Source organism: Chromatium okenii, from assembly GCF_002958735.1.
Taxonomy (GTDB): Bacteria; Pseudomonadota; Gammaproteobacteria; order Chromatiales; family Chromatiaceae; genus Chromatium; species Chromatium okenii_A.
In genome coordinates this window covers 676,729-699,307 of record NZ_PPGH01000037.1, presented here as the reverse complement: position 1 = coordinate 699,307, position 22,579 = coordinate 676,729, and the positions used below count along the sequence as shown (strand labels likewise).

Sequence of the window (22,579 nt, the reverse complement as noted above, 5' to 3'; positions counted from 1 at the left end):
AATAAATTGACGCCAATAAAAAAGGCTTACAACGTTGTTGTAAGCCTTGATTGATTTGGTAGCGGGGGCAGGATTTGAACCTACGACCTTCGGGTTATGAGCCCGACGAGCTGCCTGACTGCTCCACCCCGCAACTGAGCTGTGAATAATAGAGACCTCGCTATTCGATAGCAAGCATTTTTTTAATTATTTTGATCCCGCTGCATCAATCCCGTGAATAATCAAAAGCTAACCAGTTTGCGGCTGGCGGCAAATCAGCGCGAGCAACCGCCGCAATAAAACCAGTTTGCGGAATGCAATGCGCAATCTGCGGCGGGTTTTCATCCGCAGCGCGAGTGCGAAATAGCCCGCGTCCATCGCATTTCACCTCCGCCTCCAGCGCCGTCCACGCCTGATAAAACAGCGCCAGCCGCTCGGTTTCCGCAGCCGCTTCCAGTGCCGCGACGGTTGCGGCGCAAACATCCGCTGCGCAATTGCCAGCCAGCGCCGCTGCGGTCGCAGCATTTCACAATCGACGCCAACCGCCGTCGTGCTAATCGCCACCAGCGCCAGCTCGCCGCTCGTCGTGAGATTGAACTCCAGCGCCGCGTCCGCCAGCGCCGGTTTGCCGTTGATTCCATAGATAAAATTGAGCGCGGCTGGCGCGACTGCCAGATAACGCGCCAGAATCAACCGCAGCCCGGCGTGAGCGCGAAGATATTGCGCTCGGCGCTCGGTCAAGCGCATTCGGCAGCGCGTTGGCGTTGCGCGTCACCAGCAGCGCCCAGCACTCGCGCAGATTCATGCCCAGCGCTGCGGTGTGCAGCCGCCACAGATGCAGATCATGCGGCGCGAGTGGCGGCAGGTTTGGCAATGCGGCTGCCGGTTGCCAGCACAACGCAATTGGAGAAAAAAAACGATGTCCACGCTCGATCATCTGCGTCTCGAATCCGTTTAGAATCAATCTGTCAGCACGGTTGCCAGCAGGTGCGGCGCATCATCGCTGCGCTTGAAAATGGCGATGAAGTGCCGGAAACGCACGGCTTAAATCAAGCCGAACGCGCCGCGCTGCTCGCTGAATTACAGCAAATCATGGCGGTTTATGGTGACGTGTGCCGGTTTGAGTTGTCAGTTGTCGGTTCGCAGTTGTCAGTAAACTGAATGCCAACTGCAAACTGAAAACCACCCATGTCTCAAATCATCACCATCATCAGTCACGACATCGCCGCTCGCCCTGAGCAAGTTGAAGCCGCATCCGCCTGTTGGACGAAGGCGCGACCGTCCCGTTCATCGCCCGTTATCGCAAAGAAGTCACCGGCGGACTTGATGACAACCAGTTGCGCCTGTTGGAGGAGCGGCTCGGTTATCTGCGCGAGTTGGGCGACCGCCGCGCTGCCGTGCTCAAAAGCATCGCCGAGCAGGGCAAATTGACTGCCGAATTGGAAGCTGCGATTGGCGCTGCCGATACCAAACAACGGCTTGAAGACCTCTATTTGCCTTATAAACAAAAGCGGCGCACCAAGGCGCTGATTGCGCGTGAAGCCGGTTTAGAACCGCTGGCCGATGCGTTGCTCGCGATCCGACGCAGTCGCCGGAGCACTGCGCCGCCGCCTTTATTGATCCGACCAAAGGCGTTGCCGACGCTGCGGCAGCGTTGGAAGGAGCGCGGCAGATTTTGATGGAGCGTTTCGCGGAAGACCCCGAATTGACCGGACAACTTCGCGCTGCGTTGTGGGCAAATGGAGTGCTGGTGGCGCGAGTGGTTGACGGTAAGGAATTGGAAGGCAACAAGTTTTCCGATTATTTCGATTATCGTGAAACCATCGCCACCATTCCCTCGCATCGGGCGCTGGCGCTGCTGCGCGGACGCAATCTCGGCATTCTCAACCTCGAATTGTTGGCGGATGCCAGCGCCGATCCCGATGCCGCCAGCCTCGGTCTGATCGCCGCGCAGTTTGGGATTCGGGCGCAGCAGCGGGCTGCCGATGCGTGGTTATTGGAAACGGTGCGCAAAACGTGGCGCGTGAAACTGCTGGCGCGGCTGGATTTGGAATTGAAAAACCGGCTGCTCGAAGCCGCTGAAGCTGAGGCGATCCGCGTTTTTGGTTTGAATCTCAAAGCGTTACTGCTCGCGCGCCAGCCGGTCGCCTGCCCACGCTGGGGCTTGATCCGGGCTGCGCACCGGCGTCAAGGTCGCAGTGGTGGACGCGACTGGACGCGTCGCGGCGACCGATACGATTTACCCGCATGTACCCAAAAATCAATGGGATGCCTCATTAGCGCGGCTGGCGCAGTTGGCGCAAACCCACGCCGTCAAACTCATCAGCATCGGCAATGGCACCGCCTCGCGGGAAACCGACCGCCTCGCCCGTGAATTGATCGCCGTCATCCGAATTGGAATTGCGCTCGCTGGTGGTCAGCGAAGCCGGCGCGTCGGTCTATTCGGCATCCGAATTGCCTCAAAAGAATTGCCGGAATTGGACGTGTCGCTGCGCGGCGCAGTGTCGATTGCGCGACGCTTGCAAGACCCGTTGGCGGAATTGGTCAAAATTGATCCGAAGGCAATTGGCGTCGGTCAATATCAACACGATGTCAATCAAAGTCGGCTGGCGCGGACGCTGGAGGCGGTGGTGGAGGATTGCGTGAACGCAGTCGGCGTCGATCTCAACACGGCATCCGTGCCGCTGCTGGCGCAGGTGTCTGGTTCAGTCGCTGGCGGAAAACATCGTGCAATTCCGCGAGGCGAACGGCGCATTTCGTAACCGTAAGAAATTGTTGGCAGTTCCGCGTTTTGGCGACAAAGCCTTTCAATTGAGCGCCGGTTTTTTGCGCGTGCCCGACAGCGACGAGCCGCTGGATGCTTCGGCGGTGCATCCAGAGCGTATCCGCTGGTGCGGCGGATCGTCGCGCACTGCGGCAAACCGATTCAGGCGCTGATTGGCGACCGTGCGACGCTGCGCCAGCTTGATCCGCGCCAATTCACCGATGAACGTTTTGGGCTGCCGACGGTGCAGGACATCGTGGCGGAACTCGAAAAGCCCGGCCGCGATCCGCGCCCCGAATTCAAAACCGCGCACTTTCAGGACGGCGTGGAAACGCTGGCCGATCTCAAGCCGGACATGATTTTGGAAGGCACCGTGACCAACGTCACCAACTTCGGCGCATTTGTGGACATCGGCGTCCATCAGGACGGTTTGGTGCATATTTCGCTGTTGGCGGATCGCTTCGTGAAAGACCCGCACGAGGTGGTCAAATCTGGCGATCTGGTGAAGGTCAAAGTGATGGAGATTGATCTGGTGCGCAAACGGGTGGCGCTGAGTATGCGGCTGGGCGATACGGCGGCGACGCAGGCGGGAGTTGAATCTGGGCGGCAGGCAGCGCGACCGAGCAAGCCGGTGGTGACTGCGCCCGCTCCGGCTGGTGGCAGCATGGCAGCGGCGTTTGCGAAAGCGAAAAAGTGAATTGAAATTCCGCCGCTTTTTGTCAAAGGGCGGAGAAGAAAAGCCCCCCTTTGAAAAAGGGGGGTTGGGGGATTAGTCAATAAGGCTTTTTATTTTGTCATTCGACAAATTGAGCGAAAAACACAAATGAACATGAGTCTTTCAGGAAAACTGTATTCGATGGCCGCAATCATGGCAGCGCTGGTGATTGTGGGAGCGGTTTCTGGATATTTCGGTATCATGCACTCGATTGACAGCTTTTCTAATCTGATGGTCGAGGAAGAGGAGCAGGTGAGAGTTGCGCTCAAAGCGCAAGTTTATTATGGAATGGCAGTGAGAGCTTTCAAAAATTATCTTATTCGCAAAGATGCCAAATATACACAAGAGTTCAATCAAGCTGCGGCTGCTATGAAAGGCGAACTGGAAACGTATTCACGGCTGGCAGATTCTCAAGAAGAAAAAGATGCGATCAATAACGCAAGCAAAACCCTTGCAGTGTTTGAACAGGCATTTTCAGAAATGTCGAAGCAACGCGAAATTAATAACGATATTCCTGCTATTGATAAGTTATTTGGTCGTCCCGCAGCGCCGGTTTATGATGCGATTCTCGTTTTGGACGGAATTGCAAAGAAAGATTATGAACTGGAATATAAGCGCGTGGAAGCGCTGGCGCTGCAAACTGGCGTTATTTTAATTGTAGGCGGGCTGCTTGGAATTGTGTTGATTGTAGTCAGCAGTCATTTAATTATCCGGCGCATTTTGCTGGCGGTTCAATCGGTGACGGCAGCAGCAAGGCGGGCAGCGGAACGTGATCTCACAATGAAAGCAACGGTTTTTGGAGCTGACGCAATTGCGATGATGGCACTTGACATCAATAAAATGATGGCAAATCTTGGCATCATTCTCGGAAAAATGAATACCACTTCGGTTGCCGTGACGCAACGTTCTCAAGCCTTTTCTGCAACTGTTACCAATATCAGATTGAAAATGAGTGAGCAGGCAGCAAAGACTGCGCATGTTGCCACTTCGGCAACTGAAATGTCTAAATCTATATTAGATATAGCAAGGAATACATCGGACATCGCTATTTCTGCAACCGCGACACTGAAAACCGCTGATGAAGGTAAAAATGCAGTTGGTAAAACAGTTGCCGAAGTGAGTGAGATTGCAAAAACAGTAACGGGTTTGGCAGCATTGGTGCATTCTCTTGGTGATCGCTCTAAACAAATTGGCGACATTGTCAATGTGATTAAAAACATCGCCGCGCAAACGAATTTATTGGCATTGAATGCCGCTATTGAAGCAGCGAGAGCCGGAGAACAAGGGCGTGGTTTTGCAGTGGTGGCTGATGAAGTAAGAGAATTAGCGGAAAAAACTGCGCATTCAACGGCGCAGATTAGCGCAATGATTGGTGCCATCCAAAGCGAAACTGCTGAAGCAGTTAAAACAATGGAAGATGGCTCGAAAAAAGTCGCTTCTGGGGTTGAATTGGCTTCATTGGCTGGCGTCGCGCTGGATCATATACATGAAAAAGTTGCAACCTTGCAGGGCATGGTTCAAGAAATCGCTTCAGCAACTGAAGAAATGTCGGTGGTTTCTAGTCAGATTAGCGATGACATCAAAGTGATTGCAGCGGCATCACAGGAAACCAGCGTGTCATCAGTTGGGATTCAGGATGCAGCACTTGAATTAAATCAGTTATCGTTGGCGATGCAGAACGAAGCAAATTTGTTTAAAATTTGAATGCGTTTTTTGGTAGTAGGGTAATGACCATATGTAGGGTGAAAATTTCTTAATCATTTTGTAAATGAAGGATAAAAATCTGTACAAACCTATTAACAAGACCACTATCCGCAAATCTACCCTACAAATTAGGATCACCACCTCTTAATTGTACGCTATTACAATCCGTCATTATTGATTAGCGCAGTACCGTTGAGCGTTGTCAGCAAATGGTCAGGACGGTTTAACGTAGACTCAACCACATGTTCATCACGCGCCGTTTCCTCATCTTCTTCATTGCCGCCATGTTCAGCACCAGCGGCAATGCCGATCATCGCGCCCAACGCAGCGCCGCCGCGCACGATCACGCTCGGCAGGCGTTGGAACGCGGCGAGGTGCGCCCGCTGGCGGAGATTTTGGCGCGAGTCGCCGATGCCGTGCCCGGTGAGGTGATTCACGTTGAATTTGAGCGCCAGCATCAGCGTGATCACCCGGTGTGGATGTATGAAATCAAGGTGTTGGCTGCCGATGGGCGGCTGCGTGAGGTGGAAGTTGACGCCGCCACTGGGCGCATTTTGAGCGTGGAGGACGATTGACGATGCGCATTTTGTTGGTGGAAGACGATGAGCGCGTGGCAGCGGGCGTCACGGCGGCGCTCACCGCTGCCGGTTTTGTGGTGGATCACGCCCGCGATGGCGATACGGCGTGGTTTCAGGGCGAAACCGAAAATTATGCGGCGGCGATTCTCGATCTGGGGCTGCCGGGTTTGGATGGTTTGTCGGTGCTGCGCAAATGGCGCACGGCGGGAGTGCGGCTGCCGGTGTTGATTCTGACGGCTCGCGGCGATTGGAGCGAGCGGGTTGAGGGCATTGATGCTGGCGCGGATGATTATTTGCCCAAACCGTTTCGCGTGGAGGAATTGCTGGCGCGACTGCGGGCGCTGGTGCGGCGAGCGGCGGGACAGGCGACGGCAGTGCTGGTGAATGGTCAGTTGACGCTCGACACGCGGCGGATGACGGTCAGCGTGGACGGTGCGCCGGTACATCTCGCGCCGCAGGAATATCGGTTGGTGAATTATCTGATGCAACACGCGGGGCGGGTGATTTCGCAGCTTGAATTAACCGAACAGCTTTATGCGCAGGATTTCGAGCGCGATTCTAATGCCGTTGAAGTGCTGGTGGGGCGCGTGCGGCGCAAACTCGGCAGCAATTTGATTCAAACGCGACGCGGGTTTGGTTATTTGATTGAAACGGATAATTAAATTCGCCAACCTTTTTTTCAGAATGGTTAAAGTGATGTTTTAAGCGATCAAGTGGAGAACAAAATGCTTACAGCAGAAGCCGTACAACAAGCGATAAAACAATTACCGCCACCAGAATTGATTAAATTCCGCTGCTGGTATGCTCAATTTGATGCTGACGCTTGGGATATTCAAATCGAAACCGATGCTGCGGCTGGTAAACTAGATGCGCTGGCAGCAGAAGCACTGGCTGAATATCACAACGGTCAGGCACTAGAATTGTGAGACATTTTGCTTCGCGCAAATTCTGGCATCGTTTTCAAGCGTTGCCAGAGGATGTAAAAAAATTGCACGGGACAATTATGAATTACTCAAAAAAAATCCGGCACATCCATCGCTTCAATTCAAGTTTGTTTATTCAGGACGCTTCAGAAGCGTTCGAGTAGGTTTGCATTATCGAGCACTAGGCGTCCCTGTGCCAGAAGGTATCCAATGGTTTTGGATTGGAAGCCATTCGGAATACGACCAGATCATTGGGTGATGCGCTTTTTTCACCTTTATGCCTCCCTTTAAATAAAGAAGGGAAAAATCTAATGCAGCACCGTTCACTACGCCTCCGCCTCTGGCTCGGCGCGATTCTCTCCATCAGCGTTGCGCTTACCGTTGCCGCATTTGGACTGATCAGCCTGTTTGAACATCACGTTGAACGGCGCATTGATGCCGAACTTCGGCTGCATCTCAACCACCTCGCTGCCGCGCTCGTTGTCGCCGCTGACGGCAGCGTCAGTCTCAATGATGAACCAGCAGATCCGCGTTTTTCCCAACCGTTGAGCGGGCTGTATTGGCAAATTGACGACATCACAACGCCGGGGTTATTGCGCTCGCGCTCGCTGTGGGACGCGCTGATGGTGCTGCCCGCCGATCCGCTCGAACCCGGCGGCATTCACGCCCACCTTCTCGCTGGTCCCAGTCAACAACAATTGCTGGTGCGCGAGCGCCAAATCCGCTTGCAAACCGCCAGCGGTCAACCGCTGCTGCGCCTCGCGGTGGGAATAGATCGTGCCGAACTGCTTGCTGCTCGCGCTGACTTCGCTGCCGATATGCAACCTTATCTTGCGTTGATTGTGGTCGTGCTGCTGCTGGCAACGTTGGTACAGATTCAAACTGGACTCGCGCCATTGGAAGCGGTGCGGCGCGGCGTTGGCGCGATTCGTTCCGGGCAATCGCCGTTGTTGCCCGATCACTATCCTCTGGAGGTGATGCCGCTGGTGAGCGAAGTAAACGCGCTGCTCGCCGCTCGCGCCGAAGCGATTGAACGCGCTCGCATCTGGACTGCCGATCTCGCGCACGGATTGAAAACGCCGCTCACGGCGCTGGCGGCAGATGCGCAGCGGCTGCGTGAGCAGGGACATCCGGCGCTGGCAGATGATTTGGAGCAATTGGCAACGGCGATGCGCCGCCGCGTTGACAGGGAATTGATCCGGGTGCGAGTGCGTTCTGGCACCGCTCGCCATGAAGCGCGGGTGGAAGTGGGCAGCGCGATTGCCCGTCTGCTGCGGGTGTTGCAGCGCACTCCAGAAGGCGAACGTTTGAATTGGCAAGTGGAGATGCCGCTGGAAGTACAGGTGGCGCTGATGCCGGATGATTTGCTGGATTTGCTGGGCAATCTGCTGGAAAACGCGGCGAAATGGGCGCGATCAAGTGTGACGATAACGGTGACGACGGCGCAGATTGGGTAGAAATTACGGTCGGTGATGACGGCGCTGGCGTCGCTGCCGCACAGTTGCCGCGTCTCGGTGAACGCGGGCTGCGCCTCGATCAACAAAAAGAAGGGTCGGGCTTGGGATTGGCGATTGTGCGCGACATCGTGGATGCCTACGGCGGCGCGGTGACTTTTGAAACCGCAGATGCGGGTGGTTTGCTGGCGCGGGTGCGATTGCCGGTGGCAAGCAAACGCTGATTTTGAATCAATCAGCGTTTGCTTAATGCGGCAGCAGTCTCGAATTAAATTCAACGCATCGAATAACTCGCCAGCGTATTTGCGCCACTCCGCCATACCACATTGCTATTCAAGTAAGGCACAGGATTAAGCGGGCGGTCATTATTCAGCACTTCAAAATGCAGATGCGGACCTGTTGCCGTCCCGTCGCGCCGACTGTGGCGATCTTGTCGCCTTGGAAAACCCGTTGACCTTCTCAACCACATTCTTCGTGTATTGTGGGCATAGCGCGTCACCAGCCCGTTGTCGTGACGAATATCGACCACGCGCCCATAACCACGCCGCGTTCCGCTATAAATCACCACGCCATCAGCAACGCTGGTAATTGGCGTTCCCCGCGCACTGGCAATATCGACACCTTCGTGAAACATGCGCACATGTTTGGTGGGATGCACTCGATAACCAAAAGGCGAAGAAATGTAGCCGGAGCGCACTGGCCAACTTGACGGCGTCGCCGCTGCGCTCAGTTCCTTGTCTACCAGCAATTCGTCGAGCACATCGAGCTTGCGCTGCCGATCCACCAGCGCATCAACCACGCCGCCGAGTTCGGCAGCCAGCTCTTTAATCGTGTAATCGCGCACTCGTCCTCGTTCAGCGCCGCCCTGCGGTGGCGGATTCACGAAATCAAACTCAGTCGGATCAAGATTTGCCATCTTGACCAAGCGTTCGCCCAGCGCGTTGAGCCGCAATAATTCGGCCTGCATGTCCGCCAGCCGCACGGCCATCGCATTCACATCTTCATTTTCAACGGCATCTGCCGCCATATTTCACCAGCATCTGCATCGGCGTAATAACCGAGCCAAAAACCCAAACCCGCACCGCTAACGGTGAGGCACAGCACGGCCAAAAGCACGACAAAGGCCGATCCGCGAGCGTGTGTATTGCGATCGTGGTGGTACATTTGTTTTTCTCTCTTGGTCAGTCATGGAATAGAAGTGATTGTAGGCACAATCAATGAACACCAAAGCATCGCCAATTGGCGATTTATTACAAAAAAATCCTTTAGTTCAACAGCTTATTCATCAGCGCCAGCAGGATATTGCACTGTTGGCAATAGTACGCGAACAGTTGCCATCTGCGATGCAAATCCACTGCGTCGATGTCAAACGGAATGGAACACATTTAACGCTGTATCTCGATTCGCCAGCATGGTTAACCCGACTGCGGTTTATGGCGATTGATCTTGCCGCTGCATTGACGGCACACGAGATTCGGATGGTAACCGGTCGGATTTGCCTGAATACACATTTGGCAACAGGAACTCGCTCGGTAACGCGATCTGCTCCGCGCATTACGGCAACCGCCGCTGCCCATTTACGGGAAGCGGCGGCAGCAGAGACTGATCCAGAATTAAGTGCGTTATTCATGCGCTTGGCGAGTCGTCATGTAGCTGACTCCACCACCTCTGCGGATTGATTCAGAGCGCAGGAATCGGCTGGGCGTAACAAATCGGCGCAGCAGCGGAGTCTTCAAACGACACTGCTTCCCATGCTGATTCTTCCGCGACCAGCGCCCGCAGCAGTGCGTTGTTCAGTGCATGACCGGATTTGTGCGCAGTGAACGCGCCAATCAGCGTGTGACCGAGCAAATACAGATCGCCAATCGCATCAAGAATTTTGTGCTTCACAAACTCGTCTTCATAACGCAGCCCTTCGTCATTGAGAATGCGGTATTCGTCAACGACGACGGCGTTATCCAAACTGCCGCCGAGTGCGAGCTGATGCTGGCGCAGGTGTTCGATGTCACGCAAAAAACCGAAAGGTTCGTGCTCGACTCACTTCGCGGACAAAAGACGCAGTGGAAAAATCAACGGTGGCGCGATTGGCGCGAGCAGTAAACGCGGGATGATCGAAATCAATCGAGAAATCAACGCGAAAGCCGTTGTATGGCGTGAACCGCGCAAACTTATCGCCATCGCGCACTTCAATCGGCTGCTTGATGCGATAAAGCGTTTGGCGCGATTTTGTTCTTCAATTCCAGCGGATTGGAGCAAAAACACGAACGGCGCAGCACTGCCGTCCATGATCGGCACTTCTGCCGCACCAACATCCACGCAAGCGTTATCAATGCCCAGCCCAGCAAAAGCGGATAAAAGATGTTCCACCGTGGAGATGCGCACTGCATCGCGGGAGAGCGTGGTGGAGAGACGGGTATCAGCGACATTAAACGGCGTCGCTTTAATTTCGACCGGCGTATCTAAATCAACACGCCGAAAAATGATGCCGGTATCGGGAGCTGCGGGGCGCAGCGTGAGTTCGATTTTCGCGCCGGTATGCAGTCCAATGCCGGTCGTTCCAACCACAGTTTTCAAGGTACGTTGCCTAAGCATCGTTCGGGTCTCCACAGCGGCTAACGACATCCTGTGCTTGCTGATCGACAGTGCCGCGTGATTCAGCCATCCCTGCTAAATCACGCTTATTGTCTGGTCGTCATAGCGTTTTGCGCTCACAAATCGGCGCGTTTGAGGATTAGCCTAGGGTTTTCCCGAACTTTTTTCAAGTTCAATATCGAAAAAGCGCAAATCTCCTTGTTTTTAATGGAGATTCAAATTAAACAACCATTGCGCCGAGTTAATCGGCCTGACGCCGCAAAAACGCCGGAATATCCAGATAATCGTCATCAATCGTTTCCGAAGCGATGGCATTGCCGCCGCGCCGGTAAATCGCTGGACGACGCTCCATTTCACGGTAATCCGGCTGTCCGTCGTTAGAATCAACCGACACTAAACGGATGCCCGGTTCAGCGTGGCCGCCGCGTTTGTGGACGCTGGCGGCGCGGCGCTCCCCCAAACCAGTCGCCACGACAGTCACGCGCAGTTCGTCCTCCAACTCCATGTCAAACACCGTACCAACCACCACCGTCGCTTCATCATCCGCAAAGTCGCGCACCGTGCTGCCGACTTCATCAAACTCGCCGATGGTCAGATTTAACCCAGCGGTGATGTTGACCAAAATCCCTTTTGCGCCTGCTAAATCAATATCTTCCAACAGCGGACTCTTAATCGCTGCCTCCGCTGCTTCCCGCGCCCGATTCGCGCCACGTGCCGAGCCCGTGCCCATCATCGCCACACCCATGTTCGACATGACGGTTTTGACATCCGCGAAATCGACGTTAATCAAGCCTTGGCGCGTAATCAGTTCGGCAATCCCCTGCGTGGCATTGAGCAACACATCATTCGCCGCTTTGAACGCATCGAGCAGGCTCATGTCCTTGCCGAGCACTGCGAGCAGTTTTTCATTCGGAATGGTAATCAGCGAATCCACTGATTTTGCCAATTCAGCGATGCCTTCTTCCGCCACGCGCCGCCGTTTTGCACCTTCAAACGGAAACGGTTTGGTAACGACTGCGACCGTCAAAATGCCGAGTTCCTTCGCCACCTGCGCGACCACTGGTGCCGCACCAGTGCCGGTGCCGCCGCCCATGCCCGCAGTAATAAACACCATATCTGCGCCTTGCAGCGCCTCTTGAATGCGATCCCGATCCTCAATTGCCGAATGGCGACCAACTTCGGGGTCTGCGCCAGCACCCAGCCCTTTCGTGATTCCAGCGCCCAATTGCAGAATGGTTTTTACATTCGAGCTTTTAAGTGCCTGCGCGTCCGTATTCGCGCAGATGAAATCCACGCCTTGAATGGTTGAATTCACCATGTGATTGACAGCGTTATTGCCACCGCCGCCCACTCCGATGACTTTAATCACCGCATTTGGCGTTTGATTGTCGATAATTTCAAACATGAAGCTCATCTCCTAATTGTGTACTTTTTTATCGCAGTACACGAAAACCTTATTTAGACCGTACACTATTCGTGCATGACCGCCATTTGACACTTCATCACCACAGATTTGGCGCGAAATCAATACGCTAAAAATTACCTTGAAACCAACTGCGCATTCGCGTCCACGTTCCTTTCAAACCCTGTTGCTCATTCAATTCAGGATTCGGGGTAAACCGATGTTGTCGCGCATAAATCAGCAAACCAACGCCTGTCGCATGAATTGGATTATTCACTACTTCATCCATTCCAATCACATGCTGCGGCAATCCCAAACGTACCGGCATTTTAAATACCGACTCCGCCAATTCGAGCAGCCCTTCCATTTTCGCACTGCCGCCGGTTAACACCACACCGCCAGCAATCAAATCCTCAAAGCTGCTGCGTCGCAATTCATTATGCAGCAACGTTAAAAGTTCCTCATAACGTGGCTCAACTACTTCAGCAAGCGTTTGACATGACAGCCGTCGCGGTGGACGGTCGCCAATACTCGGCACTTCAATCGTTTCGCCATTCCCCGCCAATTGCGTCAACGCGCAGGCGTGATTGACCTTAATCAATTCCGCATGTTGCGTTGGAGTACGCAGCGCCACTGCAATGTCATTAGTCACTTGATCGCCCGCAATGGGAATGACTGCCGTGTGCCGAATTGCGCCATCAGTGAATACTGCCAAATCGGTCGTACCGCCACCGATGTCAATGACACAAACACCGAGTTCTTTTTCATCTTCACTGAGCACCGCATAACTGGAACTCAATTGCGCCAGCACCAAATCATCAACTGCTAATCCACAGCGTTCAATACACTTTTTAATGTTCTGCGCTGCGCTGACTGCGCCCGTGACCATGTGCACTCGCGCTTCCAAACGCACGCCGCACATTCCAATCGGTTCGCGGATACCTTCCTGATTATCAATGATGAATTCCTGCGGCAGGATGTGCAGAATTTTCTGATCTGCCGGAATTGCCACTGCTCGCGCTGCATCAATTACCCGATCTACATCCGCCTGCGATACTTCCACTTCTTTAATGGCAGTGATGCCGTGTGAATTAAGACTACGCACATGGCTGCCTGCAATTCCGGCATACACTGAATTGATTTCGCAGCCCGCCATCAATTCTGCTTCTTCCACTGCGCGTTGAATGGATTGCACCGTGGATTCAATATCCACGACGACACCCTTTTTTAATCCGCGTGATGGATGAATACCGATACCAATGATTTCAATTTGGTCATCGTCTTTCAGTTCGCCAACCAGACAGGCAATTTTTGAGGTGCCAATATCCAGCCCGACTAATAGATTCTTATCATTACGCTTGTCGTTACGTTTATCATTACGTCGCGGCATTCAATTTATCCTCGATTGCCAGATTGCATGGGGCGATCTTTATTTGGCGTGGGAACCGCTGGTTCAACGTTGGGAGCCCATTTCACCGCAAAACCATTGCGATAGCGCAAATCTACCCGCAGTGGATGACCTGCTGCTTCCAGTTGTGGCGCACTGGCGATAAAGCGGGCGAATCGTTCTTCCACTGTATCGGTGCCGAGCCGCAACCGCGTTCCTTTCGCCAATTCAACTTGCCAGTCGCCCCGCGAATCGACTGATAACACGGTAATTGCGTGGCCAATGTGTCGCAGCGCCTCGCGCCATTCCTGATAACGCGCTACGACTTCGGGAGCGCGTGGTTCTTCGGCTTCGAGCTGCGCCAGCCCCTCGGGAACGATACCAGTGCCTTTCTTAAATACGATGCCGGTTGCCGTGACTAAACTATCCTGATTCCAACGCGCCAGCGGACGATATTCTTCTACTTCGACTTCCAAGCGATCCGGCCACACGCGCCGTAAACTCGCATGTCCAACCCAAGATAAATCCTCGGCAGCCGCTTTAAGCTCAAGCAAATCAACAGTTAAAAGACCACCGCGCAGACGCGCAGTGAGGGTTTTTTGCAATAGCTGCGATGAATAATGATGGAGTTCACCTTTGACCTCAATCACACGAATTGGCAATAGCCGAGGTTCCCAGTCATTAAATAGCCACCCAGCCACGCCAATTGCCATCACCACCAATAACGCCAACATCGCCCGCAATCCAGAAAATCCGCTTTGACCACTTTTCGCAGCGAGCGGCGCAGCAATCTCCGCTACTTCTGGTTTCGCGTCCGGTTCCTTGGCGAGAGGTGGATCAGCGTCGGCTTCGTTCTCAGCCACGGCGCAAACTCGTCGCCAAAATCCGCAGCACTAGCATTTCAAAATCAATGCCAGCCGCTCGCGCCGCCATCGGCACCAAGCTGTGATCGGTCATCCCCGGCACGGTGTTGATTTCCAACAAATACGGCTGCCCGGCGGCGTCCACCATAAAATCCACCCGTCCCCAGCCGCTCGCGCCAGCGGTCGTAAACGCAGCCAGCGCCAGCTCGCGAAGTGCTGCTCAGTCGCGGCATCCAATCCGCACGGGCAATGATAACGGGTGCTATCGGCTTGATATTTCGCTGCAAAATCATAAAACAGATGCGGCGTTTCCAACCGAATCAGCGGCAACGCCTCGCTGTCTAAAATGGCGCAGGTGTATTCCGGGCCATCAATCCACCGCTCCGCCAGCACTAAATCATCGTAATGCGCGGCAGCTTGCCACGCCTGCGCCAATGCTGGCGCATCTGCCACTCGCGCCATGCCGATGCTGGAGCCTTCGTGTACCGGCTTGATCATCAACGGAAATCCGAGCGCGGCAGCGGCGGGTAAATCAGCGGCACTGCGCAATAACACCGAGGCAGCAGTCGGCAAACCCGCGCCCGTCCACGCCAATTTGCAGCGATATTTGTCCATGCCCAGCGCCGAACCGAGCACGCCGGAACCAGTGTAGGGCAAGCCAATCGTTTCCAGTGCGCCCTGAATTTGCCCATCTTCGCCGCCGCGCCCGTGCAACATGATGAAAGCGCGGTCATAACTGCCACGGCGCAACTGCGCCAGCACCGTGTCATCAGGATCAAGCGGATGGGCGTCGATGCCCTGCCGTTGCAGCGCCGCGAGCACCGCTTGTCCACTTTTCAGAGAAATCTCGCGCTCGGCCGCACGTCCGCCGAGCAGCACTGCGACCTTGCCAAATTGTTGGGCGTCAAGCGTGGTTGTCATCAGAATATCCAGTAATTTGATGCACTTCGGGAATCAGGTGAATGCCGGTGTGCTGCGCCACCTGCTGCTGCACATAGTCAATTAAATGGCTGATGTCAGCGGCAGTGGCGCTGCCGGTGTTGATGATGAAATTAGCATGTTTTTCAGAAACTTGCGCCCCGCCAATGCGATAGCCTTTCAGCCCCAGCGCATCAATCAAGCGGGCGGCGTGATCATTGGGCGGATTGCGGAATACCGAGCCGCAGCTCGGCTGACCAATTGGCTGCGTCGCCGCTCGGCGCTCCAGCATCTCGCGCATTCGCTCCAACGCTGCCGCGCCATCGCCGGGCGTCAATTCCAATTCGGCGGCAACAAACCACTCGCCCGCTGCGCCGCTGACCTGACGATAACCGACGTTGAATTCTGCTGCCTCGCGCCAGCGCAACGTGCCGTGCCGATCCAGCGTGTGAACGCAGCGGACGTGCGGCCACGTTTCACCGCCCCACGCGCCAGCGTTGAGCGCCAGCGCCCCGCCAAAAGTGCCGGGAATGCCGGTCAGAAATTCCAGCCCACATAAATTGTGCTGCGCCGCAAATCGCGCCAGCTTGGCGCTCGGCACTCCCGCGTCAACGACAATGCCGGTCGCGCCGCGCTGTTCCAGTCCGGTCAAGCCGCCGAGCGTGTGAATCACGGTGCCAGCAAAACCGCTGTCAGCAATCAACACATTGCTGCCGAGTCCGAGCCACAGCAGCGGTTCAGCGGGCGGCAATTCTCGCAAAAATGCCGCTAAATCAGCAACATCAGTTGGGCGATACAGTTGTCGCGCTGGACCGCCCACGCGCCAAGTCGTGTAACGCGCCAGCGGTTCATCATGGCGCAGGATGCCGGAATAAGTGCTCATACAAATCCCCCCAACCCCCCTTTGAAAAAGGGGGGCTTTTCATCTCCCTCCCCCCTTTGAAAAAGGGGGGCTGGGGGGGATTCTCCCCCCTTTGGAAAAGGGGGGCTGGGGGGGATTTCAGACCACTGCTGCGGCAATCTTGCCGCCAGTGCGCCGATGTCGCCTGCGCCGGAAATCAACACGATGTCACCAGATTGGAGCAAATGCGGCAGCAGTTCTGGCACCTCGCTGACCTGCTGCGCAAATACCGGCTCCAGCGCCCCGCGCATCCGAATTGCCCGAATCAACGCCCGTCCATCTGCGCCAGCAATCGGCGCTTCGCCTGCCGGATACACCTCGCACAGCACCAGCGCGTCGGCGGTCGAAAGTACGGCAACGAAATCCTCAAATTGCTCCTGCGTGCGGCTGAAGCGGTGCGGCTGAAATACCAGCACCAGTCGGCGCTGCGGCCAACCGGCACGAATCGCGGCGATGGTGGCAGCGACCTCGCGGGGATGATGCCCATAATCATCAATCAACAGCAGCTCGCGTCCGGCAGCATCGGTGATGGCGCTGGCGACAAACCGCCGTCCGACGCCTTCAAATTGGGTTAAGGCGCGGGCAATCGCCGCCTCGCTCACGCCCAATTCCAGCGCGATGCAAATCGCCGCCAACGCATTCAACACGTTATGACGGCCGGGCAGATTGAGCGTGATCTCCAGCGGCGCTGCGAGCTGGGCGCTGTGGACGACAAAGCGCGTTTGCATTTCGTGCTGGCGCAGGTCGGTCGCCCGCACGTCTGCGTCAGGATGAGTGCCATAAGTGCGCACGGCGCGTCCGACCATCGGCACCAGCGCCCGTACTTCGTCGTCATCCAGACAGAGCACCGCCAGCCCGTAAAACGGCAGATGGTGCAGGAATTCCATAAACGTGCTGCGCAAGCGATTGAAATCATTGCCGTAAGTGCGCATGTGATCAGCGTCGATATTGGTCACGACGGAAATCATCGGCTGCAAATACAAAAATGAAGCGTCGCTTTCGTCGGCTTCGGCGACCAGATATTTGCTGGTGCCGAGCTTGGCGTTGGCTCCGGCGCTGGTGAGGCGTCCGCCGATGACGAAGGTCGGATCAAGTCCGCCTTCCGCCAAAATGCTGGCAACCAAGCTGGTGGTCGTGGTTTTGCCGTGCGTGCCGGCGACCGCGACGCCGTAATAAAACCGCATCAGCTCCGCCAACATTTCCGCCCGGCGCACAATCGGCAGCCGCGCTGCGCGAGCGGCAGCGATTTCGGGATTGGTTTCATCAATCGCGGTGGAAACGACAACCGCGTCGGTCGCGGCGACCTGTTCGGCGCGATGTCCGATAAACACGGTGACGCCGAGCGCAGTCAGGCGGCGCGTGGTGTCGCTCTCGCGCATGTCAGAACCGCTGACTTGGTAGCCGAGATTGGCCATCAATTCAGCGATGCCGCTCATGCCAGCGCCGCCGATGCCAATGAAATGTAAACGCCGAATGCGCCCCATGCGCTCGGCGGTGTGTTCAAAATGGGTGTTCATTTGAGTTGTCGGTTGTCAGTTGGCAGTTGTCAGAAAACAACTGGGAAGTGGGCGGGCTGGGAAAAAAGTTGTCAGTTATCAGCAGATTGAGCGCGTTGGGCAATGACGAGACACGCGGCAGCGATGCGAGCGGTAGCGTCGGGTTGAGCCAGTTGGCGAGCGCGGGCGCTCATCGCCGACAAAGTGCTGCGATCTGCGAACAATTCGGTCAATAACGCGCTCAGGCTGCTGGCGCTGAGATCGCGCTGCAACACCAGCCGCGCTGCGCCAGCATCGCTTAAATAACGAGCGTTGCCGACTTGATGATCGTCCACTGCGAACGGATACGGCACCAGCACGGAGGCGACGCCTGCTGCGGCGAGTTCGGCAACGGTCAACGCGCCAGCGCGACAAATCACCAGATCAGCCCAGTCATACGCTGCCGCCATGTCGTTGATAAATGGCGTGATCTCGGCGCTGACGCCAGCGGTTTGATACGCAGCCTGCGCAAGCTGCAAAGTCCGTTCACCGGCTTGATGACGCACTTGCGGGCGCTGCGCTTCTGGCAACGCGGCGAGCGCAGCGGGCACGATTTCATTTAACGCTTGTGCGCCGAGCGAGCCGCCGAGAATGAGGAGATTAAATCCCCCCAACCCCCCTTTGCTAAAGGGGGGCTCAGTTGCAGCGCCTTTTTCTAAGGGTGGCTTTTCATCTCCCCCCTTTGGAAAAGGGGGCAGGGGGGGATTGGTGAGATCGGGCTTGTTGCATCAAATCCCCCCAACCCCCCTTTGCTAAAGGGGGGCTTTTCTTCCTCCCCCCTTTGGAAAAGGGGGGGCGGGGGGGATTTAAGCGACAAGTCAAGAATCGCCTGCCGCACGGGATTCCCGACCGTGATTGCGCCTCGCGCTGGCGGAAAACTGTTCGGAAAGGCTTCAAAAACTTGCGTGGCGAGCCGCGCCAGCCAGCGATTGGTCAAGCCCGGAATTCCGTTTTGCTCGTGAATCACCAGCGGAATGCCCAACATTCGCGCCGCTAATCCGCCCGGGCCGGCGACAAATCCGCCCATGCCCAGCACCAGCGCCGGTTGCCGTCGCCGCAAAATGGTCTGCGCTTGCCAAACTGCGCCCGCCAAGGTGAACGGCAGCCGCAGCCGCGTTGCCCAGCTTTTGCCGCGCACGCCGGCGATGTCGATCCATTCCAGTTCAAAACCGTGTTCAGCGACCAGTCGCGCTTCCATGCCGCTGCGGGTGCCGATCCAAAACACCTCAACGCCGTGCTGGCGCAGCACTTCGGCGACCGCCAGCGCCGGGAAAACGTGCCCGCCCGTGCCGCCCGCCATGATGCCAATCGTTATGCGCGAACCCATCGCACCCCCTGCTGTGGTTTTGGAATTGCGGCAGCCGCGAGCTGGCGCATGGTGACATCAATGCGCAGCAGAATGGCGACTGCCATGCAGCCAACAATCAGGCTGTTACTGCCATAACTGAGAAACGGCATGGTTAAACCTTTAGTTGGCAGAAAACCGATATTAACGCCGATATTGACAAAGGCTTGCAAACTCAACCACATCGCAATGCCTTGGGCAACATGCGCTCCGAAGCGTTGATTGAGTGCCTCGGCGCGGCCGCTAATGGCAAATGCGCGTTGCGCTAAAAAAACAAATGCGCCAATTAAGGCGACAATGCCAACTAAACCAAACTCTTCACCGACAACAGAAACGAGAAAATCGGTGTGCGCTTCCGGTAGAAAGAATTGCTTTTGAATGCCATTACCCAAACCGACGCCTGTCCATTCGCCACGCCCAAATGCAATTAACGCTTGGCTGAGTTGATAGCCGCTATTAAATGGGTCTTGCCAAGGATCGAGAAATGAAATGACGCGCTTCATTCGATACGGTGAAAAAATCACCAGCGTTACTAAACCCGTCGCCACTGCACCAATTAAAACAGCAAATGGCAATAAGCTGGCGCCACCGAGAAATAATAAGCCCATGACTGTCGTGAGCATCACTGCCGTTGTGCCGAAATCCGGCTGCATTAAAATCAAAGTTGCTGCTGCGCCAATTAATAGCATCGGACGAATAAAGCCGACGATTTGATTGGCAACGGCGGTGGCATGGCGGACGAGATAGCTGGAAACGTAGATCACCGCAAAAAGTTTCACGAATTCCGACGGTTGCAAGTTGAGCGGACCGAGTGGAATCCAGCGCGTGGCGCCGTTGACGCTGCGCCCAATGCCGGGGACTAATACTAGCGCCAGCACTAAAATTCCTAATAAAAATAAAACGGTGCCTGCGCGTTCCCAGCGTTCTAATGGCACAAAATAGGTCGCTAATCCGCAGCCCAGCGCCAGCGTCATGGCGAAACCGTGACGAATAACATAAAAAAATGGATCGTTGCAGCAGCGTTCGGCAATCGACATTGAGGCGGAGGCGACCATGATGAAGCCAAATGCCAGCAGTCCGGCAGCGCAAATCAGCAGCGGATAATCAAGTTGTGGTGGGCGCACACGGCGGCGAGTGAGTGGGCGCGGAGTGCGTTTGACGATTGCCATCATGGTGATTGATTGAACCTATTTCTGACCAAAGTTTTTCACCTTATAAAGTGAATTGTCCAATTAAATACATAATGGGAAACAATCATCCAATACTTAAAGGTCTTTTTTTGATTGCTCGTCGGTGAGAGCTTGATTAACTTGCTTTTTGTAATTTTCAAGTCCGGGTATTCGGCGCGAGAAGACGTGAAGGATATTGAGCAAGTCGTTGGTAAGTTCGTGCTCTGACGAGTAAGAAGATTGGTCAAGAATCACGAGTTCTCCACCATTGTGTTCAATAACCTGTTGAATGAGTTCGCAGCCAAATCTTGCCAGTCGGTCACGGTGGGCAACCACAAGTTGAATGCAATCGCCGCGCATTGCGCGTTCCAAAATGGCTTTAAGTCCTTTGCGTTTGAAATTGAGTCCACTACCAATATCCTTAATGATCTCTGCTTGTGGATATTGATTGCGTATGAATTGAACTTGGCGGTCGAGATCATCGCGCTGTTTGAATGAAGAGACGCGGCAATAGCTAATGACTACGCGCTGGGGTTGGATGCGGAGATAAGCATCAACATCGTAGCGGCGCTGTCCGCTGCTGGTGCGAATGTGGGAATTTTGCCAGCATCTGCCCATTTTCTGAGCGTACAGGGATGGCAGCCGAGTCGTTTAGCAGCTTCTCTACTTGGAATGTACATGGGGTTTTGATGCCATAAGCAATCATTAACATTACTCAATAAAACATAGCATATCGTTTACTATGTTGTAACCTCAATGTCCCCGATCTGCGGCAATCATACGGGCATAACGTCCGCCGGCAGCAGCGAGGCTGACATGAGTGCCTTGTTCTACAATTTGTCCTTGATCTAACACCAAAATTTGATCTGCTCGGCGCACCGTTGCCAGCCGATGCGCAATCACCAACAACGTCCGTCCCTGCGCCAGCTCGTCGATACTTTCCTGCACCAGCCGTTCACTTTCGGGATCAAGATTGGCAGTTGCTTCGTCGAGAATCACCAGCGGCGCATCGCGCACAAATGCTCGCGCCAGCGCAATCCGTTGAATCTGTCCGCCAGACAAACCCGCGCCGCGTTCGCCAACCACGCTGTCATAACCATCTGGCAAACCGTCAATAAACGCATCAATCCGCGCCCGTCGCGCTGCTTCGCGCACTGCATCAAATGATGCAGCTGGCGCACCGAGCCGAATGTTGTCGGCGATGCTGCCCTGAAATAAACGCGGCTGCTGCGGAACCCACGCCAGATGTTGCCGCCAATCCGCGAGATTAATTTCTGCAAGGTCCTGATCGTTAACCACAATGCGCCCGGCGGTCGGCGTCAAAAAGCCCAGCAGCAGATTGATAATCGTGGTTTTGCCAGCGCCGCTGGTGCCGACCAGCGCGATCCGTTGCCCAGCGGGAATGTTTAAATTCAGCCCGTGCAGCGCATCGCGTCCGGCTTCATAACTGAAATGCACTGTCTCGAAACGCACGGCGAGTGAAGAAATCCCCCCCAGCCCCCCTTTTTTAAAGAGGGGAGACGAAAGAGCATCTTTTGCAAAGGGTGGAGTTGAAGAGCCCCCCTTTAGCAAAGGGGGGTTGGGGGGATTTGTTGGCGCAGGGTGGTTGGGGGGATTGGTCTCTAACACGCGAATCAGTTGTTCCGCTGCTGCCGTGGCCGCCATTCGTGCGTGATATTGCGTGCCGAGATTGCGCAGCGGCGCGTAAAACTCCGGCGCCAGCATCAGCACAAATAACCCGTGCAAAAAGTTGATGTCGGGCACTTTGAACCACGGCGGCACCGGTAACGCCATGTCGTATAAACGAAAACCGATAAATACGGCGATGATAGCGATGCCGACAGTGGCGAAAAATTCGAGCACTGCCGACGATAAAAAACGCGATCCGCAGCACCTGCATCGTGCTGATCCGGTAGTCATCGGAAATTTTGGCGATAACTGCGACTTCGCGGCGGCTGGCCCAAACAGTTTGAGCGTGGTTAAGCCTTGAATGACATCGAGAAAATGCGCACTCATTCGCGCCAACTGCTTCCACTGGCGCTGATTGCGCACTTCTGCGCCGGAGCCAATCAAAATCATAAACAGCGGAATCATCGGCGCAGTAATCAGCAGCACTGCGCCCGCCAGCCAATCCATCGGCAGCACGACGTTAATAGCGCCAGCGGCAAAATCATCGTCAAGGTCATCGTCGGCAAAAAACGGCGTAATAACCTTCCGATCATCGATGCCTTTGGTGAGTTTTCCACCAACGCGCCGCTGCGTTCGGTGGCGAGATACGCTGGACCGAGCGTTTGCAAATGCCGATACACTTGATCGCGCAAATGAATTCGCACTTTGGCTGCCGCAGTAA

General features: G+C 55.1%; 27 protein-coding genes, 1 tRNA gene and 5 pseudogenes. 14 read left to right on the top strand and 19 right to left on the bottom strand.

Going from position 1 to position 22,579, the window contains the following annotated elements; genetic code table 11:
• Nucleotides 1-56 precede the first annotated feature (56 nt).
• The 3 genes from CXB77_RS15190 to CXB77_RS15185 all read right to left on the bottom strand — a co-directional run bounded on the left by CXB77_RS15190 (nt 57) and on the right by CXB77_RS15185 (nt 720).
• Nucleotides 57-133: transfer RNA gene (locus tag CXB77_RS15190), tRNA-Met, on the bottom strand.
• Nucleotides 134-205: 72 nt separating this feature from the next.
• Complete coding sequence (locus tag CXB77_RS19895) at nt 206-367, bottom strand: hypothetical protein (protein WP_172452697.1); 162 nt, start codon at nt 365-367, stop codon at nt 206-208.
• Entirely contained in the window at nt 364-720 is a 357-nt protein-coding gene (locus CXB77_RS15185; RefSeq protein ID WP_172452696.1) for a 4'-phosphopantetheinyl transferase family protein, read from the bottom strand. The genes CXB77_RS19895 and CXB77_RS15185 overlap by 4 nt, the downstream gene beginning before the upstream one ends.
• Here CXB77_RS15185 and CXB77_RS22305 point away from each other — a divergent pair.
• The 13 genes and pseudogenes from CXB77_RS22305 to CXB77_RS24045 all read left to right on the top strand — a co-directional run bounded on the left by CXB77_RS22305 (nt 700) and on the right by CXB77_RS24045 (nt 8,341).
• Nucleotides 700-1,140 (top strand): hypothetical protein, encoded by a 441-nt coding sequence (locus tag CXB77_RS22305; RefSeq protein ID WP_242445756.1) that lies wholly within the window; start codon nt 700-702, stop codon nt 1,138-1,140. The two genes, CXB77_RS15185 and CXB77_RS22305, sit on opposite strands and share 21 nt — an antisense overlap.
• A 101-nt stretch (nt 1,141-1,241) precedes the next feature.
• A complete protein-coding gene (locus CXB77_RS24760; protein WP_431520740.1) occupies nt 1,242-1,658 on the top strand; it encodes a Tex-like N-terminal domain-containing protein in 417 nt (138 codons plus the stop codon).
• A pseudogene (locus CXB77_RS24755) lies at nt 1,595-2,023 on the top strand (RNA-binding transcriptional accessory protein); the annotation flags it as partial. The gene CXB77_RS24760 and the pseudogene CXB77_RS24755, both read left to right, overlap by 64 nt.
• 154 nt (nt 2,024-2,177) lie before the next feature.
• Nucleotides 2,178-2,741, top strand: a complete 564-nt coding sequence (locus CXB77_RS22290; protein WP_347338153.1) for a hypothetical protein — start codon at nt 2,178-2,180, stop codon at nt 2,739-2,741.
• On the top strand, nt 2,707-2,916 hold the full coding sequence (locus CXB77_RS22285) for a helix-hairpin-helix domain-containing protein (RefSeq protein ID WP_242445754.1): 210 nt from the start codon (nt 2,707-2,709) through the stop codon (nt 2,914-2,916). Before CXB77_RS22290 ends, CXB77_RS22285 begins: the two co-directional genes overlap by 35 nt.
• A complete protein-coding gene (locus tag CXB77_RS22280; protein ID WP_242445753.1) occupies nt 2,871-3,440 on the top strand; it encodes a S1 RNA-binding domain-containing protein in 570 nt (189 codons plus the stop codon). The genes CXB77_RS22285 and CXB77_RS22280 overlap by 46 nt, the downstream gene beginning before the upstream one ends.
• Before the next feature lie 126 nt (nt 3,441-3,566).
• A complete protein-coding gene (locus tag CXB77_RS15170; RefSeq protein ID WP_105074534.1) occupies nt 3,567-5,162 on the top strand; it encodes a methyl-accepting chemotaxis protein in 1,596 nt (531 codons plus the stop codon).
• Nucleotides 5,163-5,404: 242 nt separating this feature from the next.
• Nucleotides 5,405-5,737: a PepSY domain-containing protein gene (locus CXB77_RS15165; protein ID WP_105074533.1), complete on the top strand. Its 333-nt coding sequence runs from the start codon at nt 5,405-5,407 to the stop codon at nt 5,735-5,737.
• Between the two features lie 2 nt (nt 5,738-5,739).
• Nucleotides 5,740-6,402, top strand: a complete 663-nt coding sequence (locus CXB77_RS15160; RefSeq protein ID WP_105074532.1) for a response regulator transcription factor — start codon at nt 5,740-5,742, stop codon at nt 6,400-6,402.
• Between the two features lie 63 nt (nt 6,403-6,465).
• A complete protein-coding gene (locus CXB77_RS15155) occupies nt 6,466-6,666 on the top strand; it encodes a hypothetical protein (RefSeq protein ID WP_105074531.1) in 201 nt (66 codons plus the stop codon).
• Between the two features lie 19 nt (nt 6,667-6,685).
• A complete protein-coding gene (locus tag CXB77_RS24750; protein WP_431520753.1) occupies nt 6,686-6,922 on the top strand; it encodes a hypothetical protein in 237 nt (78 codons plus the stop codon).
• A 52-nt stretch (nt 6,923-6,974) separates the two neighbouring features.
• Nucleotides 6,975-8,120, top strand: coding sequence for a sensor histidine kinase (locus CXB77_RS15145; protein ID WP_347338152.1), 1,146 nt, complete (start codon nt 6,975-6,977; stop codon nt 8,118-8,120).
• Nucleotides 8,069-8,341: an ATP-binding protein gene (locus CXB77_RS24045; RefSeq protein WP_347338151.1), complete on the top strand. Its 273-nt coding sequence runs from the start codon at nt 8,069-8,071 to the stop codon at nt 8,339-8,341. The genes CXB77_RS15145 and CXB77_RS24045 overlap by 52 nt, the downstream gene beginning before the upstream one ends.
• A 50-nt stretch (nt 8,342-8,391) precedes the next feature.
• Here CXB77_RS24045 and CXB77_RS15140 read toward each other — a convergent pair whose 3' ends face one another.
• Entirely contained in the window at nt 8,392-9,144 is a 753-nt protein-coding gene (locus CXB77_RS15140; protein WP_105074530.1) for a M23 family metallopeptidase, read from the bottom strand.
• Nucleotides 9,111-9,281 carry a hypothetical protein gene (locus CXB77_RS19890; RefSeq protein WP_172452695.1) on the bottom strand — a complete coding sequence of 57 codons (171 nt, stop codon included), beginning with the start codon at nt 9,279-9,281 and terminating at the stop codon, nt 9,111-9,113. Before CXB77_RS19890 ends, CXB77_RS15140 begins: the two co-directional genes overlap by 34 nt.
• Nucleotides 9,282-9,334: 53 nt before the next feature.
• On the opposite strand from CXB77_RS19890, the gene CXB77_RS15135 reads away from it, so the two are divergent.
• A complete protein-coding gene (locus tag CXB77_RS15135; RefSeq protein ID WP_105074529.1) occupies nt 9,335-9,796 on the top strand; it encodes a DciA family protein in 462 nt (153 codons plus the stop codon).
• Nucleotide 9,797: 1 nt separating this feature from the next.
• Here the strand turns inward: CXB77_RS15135 and CXB77_RS24745 are convergent, their stop codons facing one another.
• From CXB77_RS24745 to CXB77_RS22275, 14 genes and pseudogenes are all read right to left on the bottom strand, one after another.
• Entirely contained in the window at nt 9,798-10,130 is a 333-nt protein-coding gene (locus CXB77_RS24745; RefSeq protein WP_431520739.1) for a UDP-3-O-acyl-N-acetylglucosamine deacetylase, read from the bottom strand.
• Nucleotides 10,123-10,709 (bottom strand): annotated as a pseudogene (gene lpxC, locus CXB77_RS24740) (UDP-3-O-acyl-N-acetylglucosamine deacetylase). Before lpxC ends, CXB77_RS24745 begins: the two are co-directional and overlap by 8 nt.
• Nucleotides 10,710-10,950: 241 nt before the next feature.
• Entirely contained in the window at nt 10,951-12,114 is a 1,164-nt protein-coding gene (gene ftsZ / locus CXB77_RS15125) for a cell division protein FtsZ (protein ID WP_105074528.1), read from the bottom strand.
• Nucleotides 12,115-12,241: 127 nt separating this feature from the next.
• Complete coding sequence (gene ftsA / locus CXB77_RS15120) at nt 12,242-13,501, bottom strand: cell division protein FtsA (RefSeq protein WP_105074527.1); 1,260 nt, start codon at nt 13,499-13,501, stop codon at nt 12,242-12,244.
• Between the two features lie 5 nt (nt 13,502-13,506).
• Nucleotides 13,507-14,361, bottom strand: coding sequence for a cell division protein FtsQ/DivIB (locus CXB77_RS15115; protein WP_242445752.1), 855 nt, complete (start codon nt 14,359-14,361; stop codon nt 13,507-13,509).
• A pseudogene (locus CXB77_RS15110) lies at nt 14,354-15,282 on the bottom strand (D-alanine--D-alanine ligase). Before CXB77_RS15110 ends, CXB77_RS15115 begins: the two are co-directional and overlap by 8 nt.
• A complete protein-coding gene (gene murB / locus CXB77_RS15105; protein WP_105074526.1) occupies nt 15,266-16,162 on the bottom strand; it encodes a UDP-N-acetylmuramate dehydrogenase in 897 nt (298 codons plus the stop codon). The pseudogene CXB77_RS15110 and the gene murB overlap by 17 nt, the downstream one beginning before the upstream one ends.
• Nucleotides 16,159-17,697, bottom strand: coding sequence for a UDP-N-acetylmuramate--L-alanine ligase (murC, locus tag CXB77_RS15100; RefSeq protein ID WP_105074525.1), 1,539 nt, complete (start codon nt 17,695-17,697; stop codon nt 16,159-16,161). Before murC ends, murB begins: the two co-directional genes overlap by 4 nt.
• Nucleotides 17,698-17,768: 71 nt before the next feature.
• Nucleotides 17,769-18,314, bottom strand: a pseudogene (locus CXB77_RS15095) (UDP-N-acetylglucosamine--N-acetylmuramyl-(pentapeptide) pyrophosphoryl-undecaprenol N-acetylglucosamine transferase); the annotation flags it as partial.
• A 215-nt stretch (nt 18,315-18,529) separates the two neighbouring features.
• Nucleotides 18,530-19,042: pseudogene (locus tag CXB77_RS15090) on the bottom strand (UDP-N-acetylglucosamine--N-acetylmuramyl-(pentapeptide) pyrophosphoryl-undecaprenol N-acetylglucosamine transferase); the annotation flags it as partial.
• A complete protein-coding gene (gene ftsW / locus CXB77_RS15085; RefSeq protein WP_431520738.1) occupies nt 19,027-20,232 on the bottom strand; it encodes a putative lipid II flippase FtsW in 1,206 nt (401 codons plus the stop codon). The pseudogene CXB77_RS15090 and the gene ftsW, both read right to left, overlap by 16 nt.
• Before the next feature lie 93 nt (nt 20,233-20,325).
• Nucleotides 20,326-20,847: an IS607 family transposase gene (locus tag CXB77_RS15080; protein ID WP_197711077.1), complete on the bottom strand. Its 522-nt coding sequence runs from the start codon at nt 20,845-20,847 to the stop codon at nt 20,326-20,328.
• 135 nt (nt 20,848-20,982) lie between these two features.
• Complete coding sequence (gene cydD, locus CXB77_RS15075; protein ID WP_242445818.1) at nt 20,983-22,365, bottom strand: thiol reductant ABC exporter subunit CydD; 1,383 nt, start codon at nt 22,363-22,365, stop codon at nt 20,983-20,985.
• Nucleotides 22,335-22,562: a hypothetical protein gene (locus CXB77_RS22275; protein ID WP_242445751.1), complete on the bottom strand. Its 228-nt coding sequence runs from the start codon at nt 22,560-22,562 to the stop codon at nt 22,335-22,337. Before CXB77_RS22275 ends, cydD begins: the two co-directional genes overlap by 31 nt.
• Nucleotides 22,563-22,579 lie beyond the last annotated feature (17 nt).

Coding starts and splice junctions, on each gene's coding strand:
- CXB77_RS15170 (WP_105074534.1), top strand. CDS start 3,567: ATGAACATGAGTCTTTCAGGAAAACTGTATTCGATGGCCGCAATCATG.
- ftsZ (WP_105074528.1), bottom strand. CDS start 12,114: ATGTTTGAAATTATCGACAATCAAACGCCAAATGCGGTGATTAAAGTC.
- CXB77_RS19890 (WP_172452695.1), bottom strand. CDS start 9,281: ATGTACCACCACGATCGCAATACACACGCTCGCGGATCGGCCTTTGTC.
- CXB77_RS15080 (WP_197711077.1), bottom strand. CDS start 20,847: ATGGGCAGATGCTGGCAAAATTCCCACATTCGCACCAGCAGCGGACAG.
- ftsW (WP_431520738.1), bottom strand. CDS start 20,232: ATGATGGCAATCGTCAAACGCACTCCGCGCCCACTCACTCGCCGCCGT.
- CXB77_RS15145 (WP_347338152.1), top strand. CDS start 6,975: ATGCAGCACCGTTCACTACGCCTCCGCCTCTGGCTCGGCGCGATTCTC.
- CXB77_RS15165 (WP_105074533.1), top strand. CDS start 5,405: ATGTTCATCACGCGCCGTTTCCTCATCTTCTTCATTGCCGCCATGTTC.
- CXB77_RS15160 (WP_105074532.1), top strand. CDS start 5,740: ATGCGCATTTTGTTGGTGGAAGACGATGAGCGCGTGGCAGCGGGCGTC.
- cydD (WP_242445818.1), bottom strand. CDS start 22,365: ATGGATTGGCTGGCGGGCGCAGTGCTGCTGATTACTGCGCCGATGATT.
- murC (WP_105074525.1), bottom strand. CDS start 17,697: ATGAACACCCATTTTGAACACACCGCCGAGCGCATGGGGCGCATTCGG.
- CXB77_RS24045 (WP_347338151.1), top strand. CDS start 8,069: ATGGGCGCGATCAAGTGTGACGATAACGGTGACGACGGCGCAGATTGG.
- CXB77_RS15140 (WP_105074530.1), bottom strand. CDS start 9,144: ATGGCGGCAGATGCCGTTGAAAATGAAGATGTGAATGCGATGGCCGTG.
- CXB77_RS15155 (WP_105074531.1), top strand. CDS start 6,466: ATGCTTACAGCAGAAGCCGTACAACAAGCGATAAAACAATTACCGCCA.
- ftsA (WP_105074527.1), bottom strand. CDS start 13,501: ATGCCGCGACGTAATGATAAACGTAACGACAAGCGTAATGATAAGAAT.
- murB (WP_105074526.1), bottom strand. CDS start 16,162: ATGAGCACTTATTCCGGCATCCTGCGCCATGATGAACCGCTGGCGCGT.
- CXB77_RS15135 (WP_105074529.1), top strand. CDS start 9,335: ATGAACACCAAAGCATCGCCAATTGGCGATTTATTACAAAAAAATCCT.